The sequence below is a fragment of the Bradyrhizobium sp. AUGA SZCCT0158 genome, assembly GCF_018130065.1.
Lineage (GTDB): Bacteria > Pseudomonadota > Alphaproteobacteria > Rhizobiales > Xanthobacteraceae > Bradyrhizobium.
Genome location: NZ_JAFCME010000002.1, coordinates 214,172 through 229,041 on the forward strand (window position 1 = coordinate 214,172; position 14,870 = coordinate 229,041).

Here is a 14,870-nt window from a genome sequence, read left to right on the forward strand (position 1 = left end):
GACGACGGTGTTATGATCCTGCCGGGGTTGGTGGCGTATGGCGGGGCGGGGCTACAGCATTTTTGACACGGGAATCGACCGGTGCGGGATCGCATGGGGCGATCTCGGCGTCACGGGCGTGCAGCTCCCGGAAGCCCGCGAGATCGACACCAGACGTCGGCTGTTCCAGCTTTACCCCGATGCCCGCGAACTTCGCCCTCCCGAAAATGTCGCGCTCGCGATCGAAGGCATCGTGGCGTTGCTGCGCGGCGGTGACAGCGACCTTTCCGATGTCGCGCTCGACATGACCGGGATTCCCGCCTTCAACCAGCGCGTCTATCAGCTCGCCCGCACCATCCCGCGCGGCGAGACCCGCATTTATGGCGAGGTCGCCAGTGCGCTGCGCGCCTCGGGCGCAGTGTATTCGGTAGCGCAGGCGATCGCCCGCAACCCCTTCATGATCATCGTGCCTTGCCACCGCGTGCTCGAGGCCGGGCACTATGCCGACAAGATATCGCCGAACGGCGGCGCCATTTCCAAGCGCCGGCTGCTGTCGATCGAAGGCACCCGTCCGACCGCCAGCAAGACCCTGTTCGACGTGCTGCTGCCGGTTGCGTCGCCTCGTCCGCCTACCTAAATTTGCGGGATGACAGCGACCACGCTCCTGGAACGCAAATCCATTTCGGTGTCGGACTTCCGCTGCAGCGCGGGGCCCGGCGACAAGCCGTTCGCGGAACAGCACCGCTGCCACTCGATCTCCTATGTCCGCAAGGGCAGCTTCGGCCTGCACTGCCGCGGCAAGTTCAGTGAGTTGGTGGCGGGATCGGTGCTGATCGGCCATCCCGGCGACGAATATACCTGCACGCATGAGCACGTCTGCGGCGACGAGTGCTTGTCGTTCTTTTTGAGCCCGGAGCTGGTGGAAGCGATCAGCGAAGCCAGGGATATCTGGCAGATCGGCTCGGCGCCGCCGCTGCCGGAGCTGATGGTGCTGGGCGAACTGGCGCAGGCGGCGGCAGACGGCAGCAGCGACATCGGCCTCGACGAGATCGGGCAGGTGTTCGCCAGCCGCTTTGTCGAGGTGGTATCCGGCAAGCCACGCAAGACTGGTTCCGACGCCGCCCGCGACCGCCGCCGCGCGGTGGAAACCGCGCTGTGGATCGATGCCAATTCGCACCGCGAAATCGATCTGGAAGATGCCGCAGCGCAAGCCGGCATCAGCCCGTTCCATTTCCTGCGGCTGTTTTCCGACGTGCTCGGCGTCACCCCGCACCAATATCTGCTGCGCTCGCGGCTGCGCCATGCGGCGCGGCGGCTGGCCGATGACGACAGCCCGATCACCGCTATCGCCTATGACGTCGGCTTCGGCGACCTGTCCAATTTCGTGCGCACGTTCCATCGCGCCGCCGGCGCCTCGCCGCTCCGGTTCCGCCAGGCCTCGCGCGGGAAGCGCAAGATTCTCCAAGAACGGCTTGCCCTCCACTAGCTAGGGTTTCTCCAGGTTGCGCGGCATTCCCGCGCGCACTTCTCACTGGAGAACAGCAATGTACGACCACATCGGATTACGCGTCGGAAATCTCGACGCCAGCGTGCGCTTCTATACGGCAGCGCTCGCGCCCCTCGGCTTTGTGCTGTGCTCGCGCGATGATTCCGGCGCCGGCTTCGGCCCCAAGGGCGAACCCGCGCTCTGGCTGCATCTGCACAAGGGCGCTGGCAGCACCGGCGCCCATGTCGCGTTCCGCGCGCCTGATCATGCCGCGATCAAGAAATTCCATGCCGAGGGACTGAAGGCCGGCGGCCGCGACAATGGCGGCGCGGGCGCGCGGGCGGACTACAGCCCGACTTACTACGCGGCGTTTTTGATCGACCCTGATGGCAACAATGTCGAGGCGGTTTGCACGTAGGTGCGCATCGTAGGGTGGGCAAAGCGAAGCGTGCCCACCATTCAAGGCAACGGCCTGGATAGATGGTGGGCACGGCGCGAAGTGCGCCTTTGCCCACCCTACGGACCGATGCCTCTCATTCTCATTCGAAGGACCTCAACCATGGCTTCTATCCACAAGGACATCATCATCGACGCCGCGCCGGCCGACGTCTGGGACGCGGTGCGCGATTTCGGGGCGTTGCATACGCGGCTGGTGCCGGGCTTCGTGCTCGACACCCGCCTCGACGGCGACGCGCGGATCGTGACGTTTTCCAACGGCACGGTGGCGCGCGAACTCTTGGTCGATTGCGACGATGCGCGGCGGCGGCTGGTCTATGCCGTGATCAGCGAGCGGATCAAACAGCACAGCGCCGCGGTGCAGGTGACCGCCGAAGCCGATGGCCGCAGCCGGCTGGCCTGGACCGTCGACGTGCTGCCACATGAAATCGCGCCCTACATGAACGCGCAGATGGATCAGGCGGCGCTGGCGATGCAGAACGCGCTTGGGAAAGCCGCGGCATGATTTCCGCATTTCTCGAAGCGCTCGGCGCGGTCGGTCCTTCAGCCGACCGCGCCGGCAAGATGGATCTGTACGGACGCTTCATCGGCTCCTGGGATCTCGACGTCAGGCAATTCTCCGACGATGGCCGCGAGCGCCGCCGCGCCGGTGAATGGCATTTCGGCTGGGCGCTGGAGGGCCGCGCGATCCAGGATGTCTGGATCGTGCCGCCGCGTGGCGAAGCGCGACACGGCGACGCCACCGCCAAGGTCAATTCCTATGGCACGACGCTGCGGGTCTACGATCCCGATATCGATGCCTGGCGGATCCAGTGGACCGATCCGGTCGCCAAAAATTTTCTGCAGATGATCGGCCGCGCTGAAGGCCGTGACATCGTGCAGCACGGCACGCGGCCGGATGGACAGCTGATGCGCTGGAGTTTTTCAAAGATCACGCCGAACTCGTTCCTCTGGCGTGGCGAGATATCCGCGGACAACGGCGCGAGCTGGCGTGTCAATACCGAGTTCACCGCGCGGCGGCAGCCTTTGTAATTTTGAGCATGATCCTTTCGGAAAACCGGCGGCCACTTTTCCGGGATCATGCTCTACCGTGATCTTTCGCACAGATCGGCAAGCCTCCCTTTCCTAGCGTCACCAGTTGCGCCCGGATGGCACCGCCCCCGCGGGCCGCGGCGCATTGGGAGGTCGAACCATGACTGGAGCTGACAAGGTTGTGTGCCAGGCAGCCACGCTGCTGCTGCTGTTTGCCCTGACGACGACGCCGGCGAAGGCGCAATTCGCCGGGTTCGGTGGGGGTGGAGGCGGCGACGACATGATGACGCAGATGGCGCCGATGCTGGAAATGATGAAGGCCAAGATGGGCAAGCGCCGCTTCGGCTTGATGATGCAGACCGTGGGGCCGATGATGGGCCGCATGATGGAAGGCGGCGGTGGTGGTTTCGGCGGCATGATGGGCGGTGGTGGAATCCCCGGCGGCTATGGCAGCGGTATGGCCCACGGCTATGGCGTCAACATGGGCGGCATGGGCGGCGGCGACATCATGGGTATGCTCGGCGGCGCCGGCGGCGGCGAGATGATGAGCATGATCCCGCAGTTGATGCGCATGGCCAATATGGGCGGCAGCCGTCACGGCCGAAAGCATCGGCGGCGCTGAGCTACGACAGCGCCGGGCGAGCCTTGGCAAGGGGGACGCGCTTCGGTCCCCACCGCGTCAGGATCACGCTGAGGCAGGACAGCAGGCCGAGCAGCATCATCGATGCGGCCGTCAGCATGAAAAAGTCCATAGCCGTGGCGTTGTGCGTCGACAGCCACCAGCCGCCGACGCCGATGAACACCAGCCGCGCGGTCTGCGCCAGCACGGGGCCGAGCACCTTGGCCGCGCCCTGCGATGAAAAATAGCAGGTCGTGGCAAGGCCGAGGAACGCATACATCGGCGCCGCCGTAGACAGATACTGCCGGCTTGCGGTGCGCACGCCCGCATTGTCGGTGAAGAGATTGACCCAGATGTCGGGGAAGATCGCGATCAAGGTCGCCAACGCTCCGACCCCGACAAAGGCCACGCCGCCCGCGATCCAGCAGATCCTGCGGGCCCGCGCGATGCGCTGCGCACCGATCGCCATGCCGACCATCGGCACGGTCGCGATGCCGACCGCAAAGGCGATCGACGTCAACATGAATTCGAGCCGCGCGCCGATGCCGTAACCGGCCAGGATCTCGGTGCCGAAACCCGCCAGCATGTAGGTGAAGATGCTGATCGTCAGCACCGATTGCAGCGGCGAGAAGCAGGCGATGGCGCCGACCTTGAGAATGTCGATGAACATCGCCCAGCGAATCCGCAGGCCGACGATCCTGGGAACGATGCGCGCGCGGCCGGAAAACAGATACCACGTCATCACTGAGATGCTGATGAGGTAAGCGATCAGCGAACCGGCGGCGACGCCCTGCATGCCGAATTGCGGGATCGGACCGAGACCGAGACCGAGCGTGCCGCCGAGAATGATCTGGCAGACGGCGGAAACCAGCATCAGCAGCGACGGCAGCTTCATGTTGCCGGTGCCGCGCAGGATGCCGGCCATCGTGTTCATCAGCCACGGCACGACAGCGCCGCCGAAGAATATCTGCGTGTAGCCGATCGCCTGCGCCAGCACGTTGCCGCGGCCGCCGAGCAATTCCAGCAGCTTTGGGCCGAAGATCAGCATGCCCAGCATGAAGACGAGCCCGAAGCAGAGGCCAATGAGCAAGGCATGCGCGGCGAGCACCGACGCCCGCTCGGTATCACCGGCGCCGAGCGCGCGCGCGATCGCGGACGCCACGCCGCCGCCCATGGCGCCGCCCGACATCGTCATGGTCAGGATCACGCAGGGAAACACCAGCGCCATCGCGGCCAGCGATTCCACCCCTAACCGGCCGATATAGGAGGTCTCGGCGATCACCACGCAGGTGCCTGCCGATAGCGCAATGACGTTGGGCCAGGCGAGCCATAACAGCGTGCGCAGGATCGGACCGTCGACCAGCGCATTCTTCGCCGGCGGCGGCGGTGGCGGCAGCGGGCGCTCTTCCTCGTCGACGGGAATTTCGGCAACGCCGATATCGGACATTTCTGCTCCCGCGCGCGAAAGGCAACCTTAAGGTCGCGCGCCCATTCAATATTTTGGGCGCATTATCTTGCTGCGCCAGGATGTTTCCTAGCACGGCAGGCGCTGATTCCGCGTGCGCGAAACGCAATGGGGGCCTGCGCGATTGCAGGCGGGCGCACTCCCCTAGCCGATCGACCAGACGAACGGTGCCTTTCCGCCGGCCGGCGGCTTCAAATGCACGGGAATATGGCGGCCGCAGCCGGCTGCGAGGCCTTCGAACAATCCCTGCAGGACGCTGGCGCAGGCCGGGTGATAATCGCCGACATCGGCCATCAGCTTCCAGCTCTGCTGCCGGATTTCGAACGTGCCGTCGGACTCGCTGATCTCAACCGCATCATCCTGCGCCTCGAACAGCGCACGCAGGAAGCCAGCAAATTCCTTCGGCCCGCCGCGGCTCGCCCCAAGGTTTTGCGCGATCTCGTCGAAATATTGCATGCCGATCAGCTTGCCGGTGAGGTGCAATAGATATCGGGCGTCCTCCGGGCCGAAGCATTGCACCATCACGGGAGCCGCGGTCTTCACATATTCCATCGCGTAGTTGCGATAGGCCTTTTCCAACCGCGGCTTCGGCCAGCTTGCAACAGGCAATGCCGGCGCGGTGGCGGGATCGAAGCGCGGCGCTTCGAGATGCCGCGCGAACACCATTCGGGCATCTAACTCGAGCGGATGATCGTATTCGCAGTAATAGCCTTCGAGGCCGTCCTGGCCGTCGACGCTTTGCTTGGTACAGACGAAGCCGAGATTGAGATTGCCGAGCGCCACGCCGTTATTGCCGTGCCAGCCCCGCAGCATCGCGCGCGACACTTCGCCGGGCACGCCGCAGATCGCGGTGCCCCGCCAGATCCAGCGCGGCGGCGGATAACGGATCCAGGCCTTGCGATCGGTCTCGTACATGTATTCGACATGGACGCCGCCGATCCAGTTCGAGAGATAGTGATACTGCGCAGCCGCGACCGCCGGCGGCAGATGGCTGAGCCCGAGTTTTTCCAGCCCCGGCAGGAAGCGCTCCTGCTGCTGGCGGCGAAACACCCGGAACACGAATTCGGCGGCATCCGCCGTGCCGCGGCGCGAGACCACGGTGAGAACGAGGCCGGTGAAAAACGCGTGATAGAGATCAGCGATGCTGCGCCACTTCGCCCATTGCGCTTGCTGCGCGGGGTCATCCTTCGCCTCGGTCATCGCCATTCCGGTTCCCTTTTCTTTCCACACGCAGGGTTGGGGTTCAATTCACGCGAATTTCATGGCAGGCGCCGCGAACAATGGCCGGCTTTCCGCATTGGTGGAGCGATATGCACCGCATTGTACATCGATATGCAAGGAGCCGTCATGCATAGCCACCTTCGGCTAGCGCTATGTCTGGGAGCGCTGGCGCTTCCTCTCGCCGCCTGTAACGAACAGGCCCCATCAGGCTCCGCCGAACAGACCTATGGTCCCTCGCCCCAGTTGCCATCGCCGCAGACCTCGTGGATACCGACCGTCAACATCGCCACTGCCAAGGGCTGGCCCGAAGGCGGCAAGCCGACCGCCGGCAACGGCATGGCGGTGAATGCGTTCGCCAGCGGGCTCGAGCATCCGCGCACGGTCTACGTGCTGCCAAATGGCGACGTGCTGGTGGCCGAGTCCAACGCCCCACCGAAACCGGACGGCGGGGGCATCAAAGGCTTCTTCTTCAAGTGGGCGCAGAGCCGGGCCGGCGCCGGCGTGCCGAGCGCGAACCGCATCACGCTGTTGCGCGACTCGGATGGCGATGGCGTCGCCGAAACCCGCAGCATCTTCCTCAGCGGGCTGAACTCGCCGTTCGGCATGGTGCTGGTCGGCGAGGAGTTCTATGTCGCCAATACCGACGCGATCATGAAATTTCCCTATCAGACCGGCGTCACCAGAATCACCGCAGCGGGTGAGAAGCTCACCGACCTGCCCGCGGGCACGCTCAATCATCACTGGACCAAGGACCTCGCCGCCAGCCGCGACGGATCGAAGCTTTATGCGACCGTCGGCTCCAACAGCAACATCGGCGAGAACGGCATCGAGGCCGAAAAGGATCGCGCCGCCGTATTGGAGGTCGATCGCGCCAGTGGCACATGGCGGGTGTTTGCCTCAGGCCTGCGCAATCCGAACGGACCCGCGTGGAATCCGCACACCGGCGAATTGTGGGTCGTTGTCAACGAGCGCGATGAACTCGGCAACGATCTGGTGCCTGACTACATGACCTCGGTGAAGGACGGCGCGTTCTATGGCTGGCCCTACAGCTATTTCGGTGATCGCGTCGATACGCGCGTCGAGCCGCGGCGTCCCGATATGGTCGCCAAAGCAATGGCACCGGACTACGCACTCGGCGCGCATACCGCTTCGCTCGGGCTGGCGTTCAACACCGGCAATCTGTTTCCAGAAGCGATGGCGGGTGGCGCTTTCATCGGCCAGCACGGCTCGTGGAATCGCAAGCCGCTCGCCGGCTACAGGGTGATCTTCGTGTCGTTCGAGGGCGGCAAGCCTTCCGGCAAGCCGCAGGACGTGCTGACCGGCTTTGTCAGTGATGACGGTGAAGCCCGCGGACGTCCGGTCGGCGTGCGGTTAGACAAGCAGGGTGCGCTATTGGTGGCCGACGACGTCGGCAACACGGTATGGCGCGTGACGCCTGCGATGACATCGGCGGCGCGGTAGGCACCAACCACCGTCATTGCGAGCGAAGCGAAGCAATCCATCTTTGCTGGGAGCATGGATTGCTTCGTCGCTGCGCTCCTCGCAATGACGAGGTGAGAATCACACCCGGAAATGCTTGCTCAGCTTCAGGCCCTGGGCCTGATAGTTCGAGCCGATGCGCTGGCCGTACATGGCATGGGGCCGCGCCAGCATTTTTTCATAGACCAGGCGGCCGACGATCTGGCCGTGCTCGAGGATGAACGGCACTTCGCGTGAGCGCACTTCGAGCACCGCGCGCGAGCCCTGCCCGCCGGCGCCGGCATAGCCGAAGCCGGGATCGAAGAAGCCGGCATAATGCACGCGGAATTCGCCGACCAAGGGATCGAACGGCACCATCTCGGCGGCGTAATCCGGCGGGATCTGCACCGCTTCCTTGGAGGCGAGGATATAGAACTCGCCGGGATCGAGGATCAGGCTGCCGTCCGGACGCGCCGCGATCGGCTCCCAGAATTCATCGACCGCATAGCCGCCGCGGCGGTCGACATCGACCACGCCGGTGTGGCGCTTGGCGCGGTAGCCGACAAAGCCGCCGGAATTCGCGCCGCTTAGGTCGACGCTCAGCGCCACGCCATTGGCGAGATCGGCGTCGTCGATATCGACCAGCCGCTCGGCCTCATGCAGCGCGTCGAGCTCGTCCGCATTGAGGATGGCGTCGCCGGTGCGGAAGCGCACTTGGCTAAGCCGCGATCCCTCGCGCAGCAGCACCGGAAACGTCTTCGGGCTGATCTCGGCATAGAGCGGCCCGTGGTAGCCGGCGCCGATCATGTCGAAGCGGCGGGTACCGTCAGCGATCACGCGGGTGAAGACGTCGAGCCGTCCGGTCGAGCTCTTCGGGTTGGCGGCGGCGACGATCTCCGGCGGCAGCGCGAGGCTCTCCAGCAGCGGCACGATGTAGACGCAATTGGTTTCCAGCACCGCCCCGTCAGTGAGGTCGATCTCGTGCAGTTTCAGTTCGTCGATACGCTCGGCCACCGTCGCACCCGGCCCCGGGAGGAAGCTTGCGCGCACCCGGTAGGCGATGTCGCCGAGGCGCAGATCGAGGCTGGCGGGCTGGATCTGGCTCTCGACAAAGGGATAGGCCGGCAGGATCAGGCCCGCATCCGCCATCGCCGCGATCATGCGGTCGGGCAGAATTCCGTTGGCGTCGGGCGGCAGCGTGAAAGGCACGGCGGTCCTCAAGGGAGCCCGGGAAGGATGACCCGAATGTCATCCAAACCTCATAAATATGGGCATTTAGGGGTTATCCGATGGCCGGCTTGACGAAAAGGGCGCGAGGGAATATCAGCATGACTTATCCCGTGGTGATTTGAGCCGGCCGGCTTGCAGCCACGTTAAATAAGTCGCTAAACAGGCCGGGGACACGTGTGATCCCGGCCTGTGGAAATTTTTCCAGGCCGGTTTTTTGTGACCATTTTCAATGGTGGTCACGACGGAGGTCACATGCCTGAGGCTAAGTCTACCACCCGCTATCGTCCCGAAACCCGCCTTGTCCATGGCGGCACGCTACGCTCGCAGTTCGGCGAGACGTCGGAGGCGCTGTTCCTCACCCAGGGCTACGTCTACGACAGCGCGGAGCAGTGCGAGGCCCGCTTCAAGGGCGAGGAGCCCGGCTTCATCTATTCGCGCTATTCCAATCCGACGATCGAGATGTTCGAGCGCCGCATGATCCAGCTCGAGGGCGCGGAAGCCGCGCGCTCGACCGCGACCGGCATGGCCGCGGTGGCGACCGCGATCCTCGCACCGCTCCGGGCCGGCGACCACGTGGTCGCTTCGAAAGCTCTGTTCGGCTCCTGCCTTTACGTGGTGCAGGATCTCTTGCCGCGCTACGGGATCGAGACGACTCTGGTCGACGGTCTCGATCTCGACCAGTGGCAGCGCGCGTTGCGCCCGAACACCAAGTCCTTCTTCCTGGAGAGCCCGACCAATCCGACGCTCGACGTGCTCGACATCCCGGCGATTGCCGAGATCGCGCACAGTGGCGGCGCACGATTGATCGTGGACAATGTGTTCGCCACGCCGATCTGGCAGAGCCCGCTTTCGCTTGGCGCCGACGTCGTTGTCTACTCCGCCACCAAGCATATCGACGGCCAGGGCCGCTGCCTCGGCGGCATCATCCTGGCCTCGGAAGCATTCGTCGCCGAGCACCTCCATAACTTCATGCGCCATACCGGCCCGTCGATGTCGCCGTTCAACGCCTGGGTCCTGCTGAAGGGACTGGAGACGCTGGCGGTACGGGTGCGCGCGCAGACCGAGACCGCCGGCAAGGTGGCCGATGCGCTGGCGAAGCATCCGAAGATCTCGCGGCTGATCTATCCCGGGCGATCAGATCATCCGCAGGCCGAACTGGTGAAGCGGCAGATGCGCGCCGGCTCGACCCTGGTCGGCTTCGAGGTCAAGGGTGGCAAGCAGGCCGCGTTCCGCTGCCTCAACGCGTTGCAGATCTCACGGATCTCGAACAATCTCGGGGACGCCAAGAGCCTCGTCACCCATCCGCCGACCACGACGCACCAGCGGCTGACGCCGGAGGCGCGCGCCGAGCTCGGCATCAGCGAAGGCTTCATTCGCTTCTCCGCCGGGCTCGAGCATGCGGATGACCTGATCGAGGATTTTGCGCAGGCGCTGGAGAAGGCGTGAGCTGATTGCCAGCAACACCATCGTCGTCCCGGCCTTGAGCCGGGACCCATAACCACAGGACGTTGTGAGTCAAGGAAGTGGTCGACCACCGTGTTTAATCAGCACGGCCGCGGCGTATGGGTCCCGGCTCAAGGCCGGGACGACGGCGGTGTGTAACGGCAACAGCCGTAATCACATCGGCCGGTAGGTCCGCACGTCCGACGGCACGTTGACGCCGAGCTTGATCTGGCCGACCGAGCGGATGATATCGTCGCCGAGCAGTTGCGCGAAGCAGGCGTAGCCCCAGTCGCTCATGTGCAGGCCGTCGGCGATGACGAAATTGTCCATCGGGATCGCCTGCTTCTCGTGCCAGTCGCGCATCACCTCGAAGCGCGGGAAGATGCCGACCTTGCGCAGTTCGGCGACCTTGCCCAGCAAATTGATCATCTTGCCCGCGCTCTCCGCGCGTTCGTTGACCCGCGGCGAATATTGCAGATCGATCAGCACCAGATCGGCGCCAGCCGCCTGAATGCGCGCGACACCGTCTTCCACGAGCTTGATGGTTTCGGCCGGATCGAGATTGCGCAGCACGGCGTTGGTGCCGACCTGCCAGATCACCAGGTCCGGATGCATGTCGATGACCGAGGTCTGCAGCCGCTTCATCATCTCAGGCGCGTCCTCACCGCCCTGGCCGCGGTTGATCACGGTGATGTCGGCGGTCGGATATTGCCGGTGCAGCTGCGCCGCGAGGCGGTTGGGATAGTTGAATTCCGGCGAGGTCGCGCCGAAGCCCGCGGTCGACGACGATCCGAACGCGATGATCACCACCGGCTCGCCCGCGGCGAGCTTGCCCGCGACACGCGGCAGCGATCCCATCTTTTTGGCGCCACCCTTCGGCGGCAGGCAGGGAACGCGGCTGAAAATGTCGGCGGCCGATTTCGCGACTTCTTTGGCCTTGTCGATCGCCTTGCCGGTGACGCTCCTCTGCGCCGCCGGGCTGGCCGGCTCGGTGGCCGCCACGCTGCCCGCACCCGTGGTCGGCGCCGCCGGCGGTTTGGCGGCTTCAGATTTGGCCGTGTCGGATAACGTCGCCTGCTGGGCGGTCTGGGTCGCCTGCGCCTGCGCTCGCGCCTGCAAAACGGACGCCGGCATCAGCAGCACCGTCGCTGCGATGGCGAGCGCTGCCAGCGATGCAGACGGGGAAAAAGGGCAGTAACGACTCATTTACGCTAGTTCCTCAATTCTGCTGGGCCGGGTTCACATGCGCCGCGTCGATCACGAATTTCGACAGCGCGCGGCCGAGGCAATCATGCACCCGCTTGGCCAGGTCGGGGCCATGCGACGTGCTGGACAAGTCGAAATCTCCGGCGTCGCTCCAGTGCCGCATCATGGCGAAGCGGTCGAACAAGGGAATGTCGTGCTGCTGCGCCACCACGCGCATATTATCCAGATAGGGCGGCGCGGAAATCATCGTTTCAGTGCGCGGGCTGTATTGCAGATTCATCAGGATCACGTCGGTACCCGCCTTCTGCAACGCAGCAACGCCATCTTCGACACCGGCGCGGAAATCATCGGGATCGATCGATCGGATAGCATCGTAGGTGCCGGTCTGCCAGATAACCAAAGTAGGCTTCTTTAGCTCGGCCAGCTTAACAAGTCCGCCAGCGACCTCTTCGGCCGTCTTCTTGACCTGTAGTTCTACGGATACGTTCACGGCGACCTTCGGCAGCGCCTCCTTCAACATCGCCTGCAGCCGGCCGGGATAGGCGCTGGCTTCGGACGACGGAATGCTCGACGACCGGCTGCCCACCACCAGAATTTCCAGCCGGCGGTCGCCGGCAACGGCCGTCTCGACCTTGGGCAGCTTACTCTCGGACGTCAGCAGATAGGCCGGAACCTCGCAATTGGCGGGGGCATCCTCGGCGCGCACGGGGGCTGCGGCCAGCAAGCCGGCAATCAAGGTCAGCCCCAGGATCATCACCGGGTTGGACTTCATCAGCCCCCTCCCGCCATATCGGCGTTGCCAACAGCGCCTTTTTTCTTGGCATTCTTGTCGGCGGAATTCTTGTACCACGAAATGACCCACGCCATGCCGGACATGATGAGGATTCCGACGACGCTGATCAGGAAGTGCATGCCCGCTCCACCGGAGGTTTCGGCCAGCACGAAATGCCCCGCAAAGGCGAGGAAGACGCCGAGGCAGAATATCTCAAGCGAATGCTGCCCGCACAGGATCAATGGTCGCAGCCAGGGCGATTTCAACCCCGGCCAGTCCTTGCGCAGGAAGCGCACCGTGATCGCCGCCAGTGCCAGGAAGTGCGCGAAGCGCAGCACATCCAGATCGGTCTTGCTGATCGGGTACATCCACTGTTCGAGGTGCTTCGGCATCAAAAAATTCAACTGCGGAAGATGCCAGGTCAGCGTAACGAAGAAGGCGGCCAGCAGATAGGCAAAGCAGATCCACATTGTGATCGGCGAGGAGAGTATCGCCGACATCCGCACCGCGCCGCCGAGCGCGCACCAGGCGCCGAACGTAAACAGCAATTGCCACGCGAACGGATTGAAGAACCAGGTGCCGTTCGGATAGGCCGACAGGTACAGATCGAACTGCCACGTCGCCGCGTAGAGCGCCACCGACAGCCCCAGCGAGACGTCGGGCCGCCACTTCATCAGCCACAGGATGATCGGCAGGAACAGCATCAGCACGATATAGAGCGGCAGCACATCCATGTTGACGGGGCGGAATCTCAGCAGCAAGGCCTGGATGATCGTGACATCCGGCTGCTTGAGGAAATCCATGATCCCCATTTCTTCCGTATACAGCGGGTTGTTGAAATTGGTCGCGACGTAGGAAATCTCCGCCAGGAAGATCGTGAACAGGAACACATGCGCCACGTAGATCTGCCAGACCCGCCGCATGATGCGGGCGGTGGCGATCACGAAGCCGGATTCCAGCATGGCGCGGCCATACACGAACGCCGCGGTATAGCCGGAGATGAAAATGAAGATCTCGGTGGCGTCGGAAAAGCCGTAATTGCGGATCGTGAACCAGGTCAGGATGTTCGCCGGCAAATGATCGATGAAGATCAGCCACAGCGCCAGCCCGCGAAACAGATCGAGCCGCAATTCGCGCTCGCCGGCCGCCGGCAGCGTGATCGCCGGCGCGGAGGTGGCGGCCGCGTCACTCGCGGACGGTCCGGCAATCTGATCGGCAATGGACGACATCGGGCACCGTTTTGGCAGCGAATCTACGCAAATTGCACGGCCGTAAGGATAATATCGGCCCGCAAGCACGCAATACAAGCAAGATGCGGGGTCGGAACCGCGCGGGTGCGCCTTAGGGCGAAACTATGTTGAAACGAGGATGGAGTACCTCGACAGCCCGCCCCCGCCGGCTGGCCGGCGATTGGTTCCACCGCCTTTCTTCGCTATGCTGCGCATCAGGATTCTGGAAGCTTTTCATCATGTACCGCGCCGTCACCCGTCTGATCGAAGTCACCGTCGAACCGAACTTCATGCCGGAGCGGTCGTCGGTCGATAAGGGCCAGTATTTCTGGTCCTACACCATCGTCATCACCAATTCCGGCAACGAGACGGTGCAGCTGCGGACGCGGCACTGGATCATCACCGACGCCACCGGCCGCAAGCAGGAAGTCCGCGGCGAAGGCGTGGTCGGCGAGCAACCGGTGCTGGCCCCCGGCGAACGCTTCGAATACACCTCCGGCGTACCGCTCCCCACCGCGTCCGGCTTCATGACCGGGCGCTATCAGATGGTCAACGAAAGCGGCGAGAAATTCGAGATCGATGTGCCGACATTTTCGCTGGATAGCCCTGACAACAAGCGGGTGTTGAATTAGGGGCGAGAGGCGCATTGCGCTCCCTCCACGCGTCGTCCCGGCCTTGGGCCGGGACCCATACCGCGTGATCTCTCGATGAGGCTCGGTCGCAGAGACCTTTCGCAAAACTTCTTCCTGTGGCTATGGGTCCCGGCTCAAGGCCGGGACGACAGCGTGTTTGTTGCTGCACTGTACTGAACACACCTTCGCGTTCTCGCGACGCATTGCGCCCGAGCTTTGCCAGAAATTCCTTGCCCCCAAAATGAGAGGGCGCAGGGAAGACCGGGTGCGCGCTGCACCCGCGGTCCCGTGTGCGGTTTGCACAAGAAATGCTGCACACGAGCATACAGGGCAGCGGAGAACACCCGGCCTTCCCTGCGCAATGGCTTTACGGCTTATGCCGTGCTCTCCCCGGAGACGAGTTCTGGGTTGACTCCGTCACCGCCGGTTCAGCTCACGCTTAGCCGACAGCTTGACACCTGCAACGGGTGCCAGGACCACACGGTTTTGCCGTACGCTTAGTCCACGCCGTCGTCGAAGCGTAAACCAGCGTCCACCGCAACCCGCCCAACGTCCGTGACGACGGCCGACGCCCTTCTGAGTAGGACGGGATGGCGATAGATGCGCACTGATTTGGGTCAGATAGAAAGGGAAATATTTTTG

Annotated in this window: 15 protein-coding genes and 1 riboswitch; of the genes, 9 read left to right on the top strand and 6 right to left on the bottom strand. The window is 63.9% G+C overall.

Going from position 1 to position 14,870, the window contains the following annotated elements; all coding sequences use genetic code 11:
- The first annotated feature begins 37 nt into the window (after positions 1–37).
- The 6 genes from JQ574_RS03835 to JQ574_RS03860 all read left to right on the top strand — a co-directional run bounded on the left by JQ574_RS03835 (position 38) and on the right by JQ574_RS03860 (position 3,575).
- On the top strand, positions 38–616 hold the full coding sequence (locus tag JQ574_RS03835; RefSeq protein WP_212383297.1) for a methylated-DNA--[protein]-cysteine S-methyltransferase: 579 nt from the start codon (positions 38–40) through the stop codon (positions 614–616).
- 9 nt (positions 617–625) lie between these two features.
- On the top strand, positions 626–1,465 hold the full coding sequence (locus tag JQ574_RS03840; protein WP_212211368.1) for an AraC family transcriptional regulator: 840 nt from the start codon (positions 626–628) through the stop codon (positions 1,463–1,465).
- A 58-nt stretch (positions 1,466–1,523) separates the two neighbouring features.
- The gene (locus tag JQ574_RS03845; protein WP_192735447.1) at positions 1,524–1,883 is read left to right on the top strand and encodes a VOC family protein; all 360 of its coding nucleotides are present in this window, start codon (positions 1,524–1,526) and stop codon (positions 1,881–1,883) included.
- A gap of 141 nt (positions 1,884–2,024) precedes the next feature.
- A complete protein-coding gene (locus tag JQ574_RS03850) occupies positions 2,025–2,426 on the top strand; it encodes an SRPBCC family protein (RefSeq protein ID WP_212211370.1) in 402 nt (133 codons plus the stop codon).
- The gene (locus JQ574_RS03855) at positions 2,423–2,953 is read left to right on the top strand and encodes a hypothetical protein (RefSeq protein ID WP_212211372.1); all 531 of its coding nucleotides are present in this window, start codon (positions 2,423–2,425) and stop codon (positions 2,951–2,953) included. Before JQ574_RS03850 ends, JQ574_RS03855 begins: the two co-directional genes overlap by 4 nt.
- Positions 2,954–3,113: 160 nt before the next feature.
- On the top strand, positions 3,114–3,575 hold the full coding sequence (locus tag JQ574_RS03860; RefSeq protein WP_212211374.1) for a hypothetical protein: 462 nt from the start codon (positions 3,114–3,116) through the stop codon (positions 3,573–3,575).
- Position 3,576: 1 nt separating this feature from the next.
- On the opposite strand, the gene JQ574_RS03865 is transcribed toward JQ574_RS03860, so the two are convergent.
- Positions 3,577–5,019, bottom strand: a complete 1,443-nt coding sequence (locus JQ574_RS03865) for an MATE family efflux transporter (RefSeq protein ID WP_212211376.1) — start codon at positions 5,017–5,019, stop codon at positions 3,577–3,579.
- Positions 5,020–5,181: 162 nt separating this feature from the next.
- Positions 5,182–6,237 (bottom strand): hypothetical protein, encoded by a 1,056-nt coding sequence (locus JQ574_RS03870; protein ID WP_212211398.1) that lies wholly within the window; start codon positions 6,235–6,237, stop codon positions 5,182–5,184.
- 147 nt (positions 6,238–6,384) lie between these two features.
- Between JQ574_RS03870 and JQ574_RS03875 the strand changes: the two genes are divergently transcribed.
- Positions 6,385–7,719, top strand: a complete 1,335-nt coding sequence (locus JQ574_RS03875; protein WP_212211378.1) for a sorbosone dehydrogenase family protein — start codon at positions 6,385–6,387, stop codon at positions 7,717–7,719.
- A 99-nt stretch (positions 7,720–7,818) separates the two neighbouring features.
- On the opposite strand, the gene JQ574_RS03880 is transcribed toward JQ574_RS03875, so the two are convergent.
- Positions 7,819–8,925 carry a 2'-deoxycytidine 5'-triphosphate deaminase gene (locus tag JQ574_RS03880; protein WP_192735453.1) on the bottom strand — a complete coding sequence of 369 codons (1,107 nt, stop codon included), beginning with the start codon at positions 8,923–8,925 and terminating at the stop codon, positions 7,819–7,821.
- A 121-nt stretch (positions 8,926–9,046) separates the two neighbouring features.
- Positions 9,047–9,126, top strand: a riboswitch (SAM riboswitch).
- Between the two features lie 72 nt (positions 9,127–9,198).
- Here JQ574_RS03880 and JQ574_RS03885 point away from each other — a divergent pair.
- The gene (locus JQ574_RS03885; RefSeq protein WP_212211379.1) at positions 9,199–10,392 is read left to right on the top strand and encodes an O-succinylhomoserine sulfhydrylase; all 1,194 of its coding nucleotides are present in this window, start codon (positions 9,199–9,201) and stop codon (positions 10,390–10,392) included.
- Positions 10,393–10,563: 171 nt separating this feature from the next.
- Here JQ574_RS03885 and JQ574_RS03890 read toward each other — a convergent pair whose 3' ends face one another.
- From JQ574_RS03890 to JQ574_RS03900, 3 genes are read right to left on the bottom strand one after another with little or no spacing between them, the layout of a single operon-like run.
- A complete protein-coding gene (locus tag JQ574_RS03890; RefSeq protein ID WP_212211381.1) occupies positions 10,564–11,595 on the bottom strand; it encodes an SGNH/GDSL hydrolase family protein in 1,032 nt (343 codons plus the stop codon).
- A gap of 13 nt (positions 11,596–11,608) precedes the next feature.
- Entirely contained in the window at positions 11,609–12,367 is a 759-nt protein-coding gene (locus JQ574_RS03895) for an SGNH/GDSL hydrolase family protein (RefSeq protein WP_212211383.1), read from the bottom strand.
- Positions 12,367–13,596: an OpgC domain-containing protein gene (locus JQ574_RS03900; protein WP_212211384.1), complete on the bottom strand. Its 1,230-nt coding sequence runs from the start codon at positions 13,594–13,596 to the stop codon at positions 12,367–12,369. Before JQ574_RS03900 ends, JQ574_RS03895 begins: the two co-directional genes overlap by 1 nt.
- A 239-nt stretch (positions 13,597–13,835) precedes the next feature.
- On the opposite strand from JQ574_RS03900, the gene apaG reads away from it, so the two are divergent.
- Complete coding sequence (apaG, locus tag JQ574_RS03905; protein ID WP_192735458.1) at positions 13,836–14,228, top strand: Co2+/Mg2+ efflux protein ApaG; 393 nt, start codon at positions 13,836–13,838, stop codon at positions 14,226–14,228.
- The last annotated feature ends 642 nt before the right edge of the window (positions 14,229–14,870 follow it).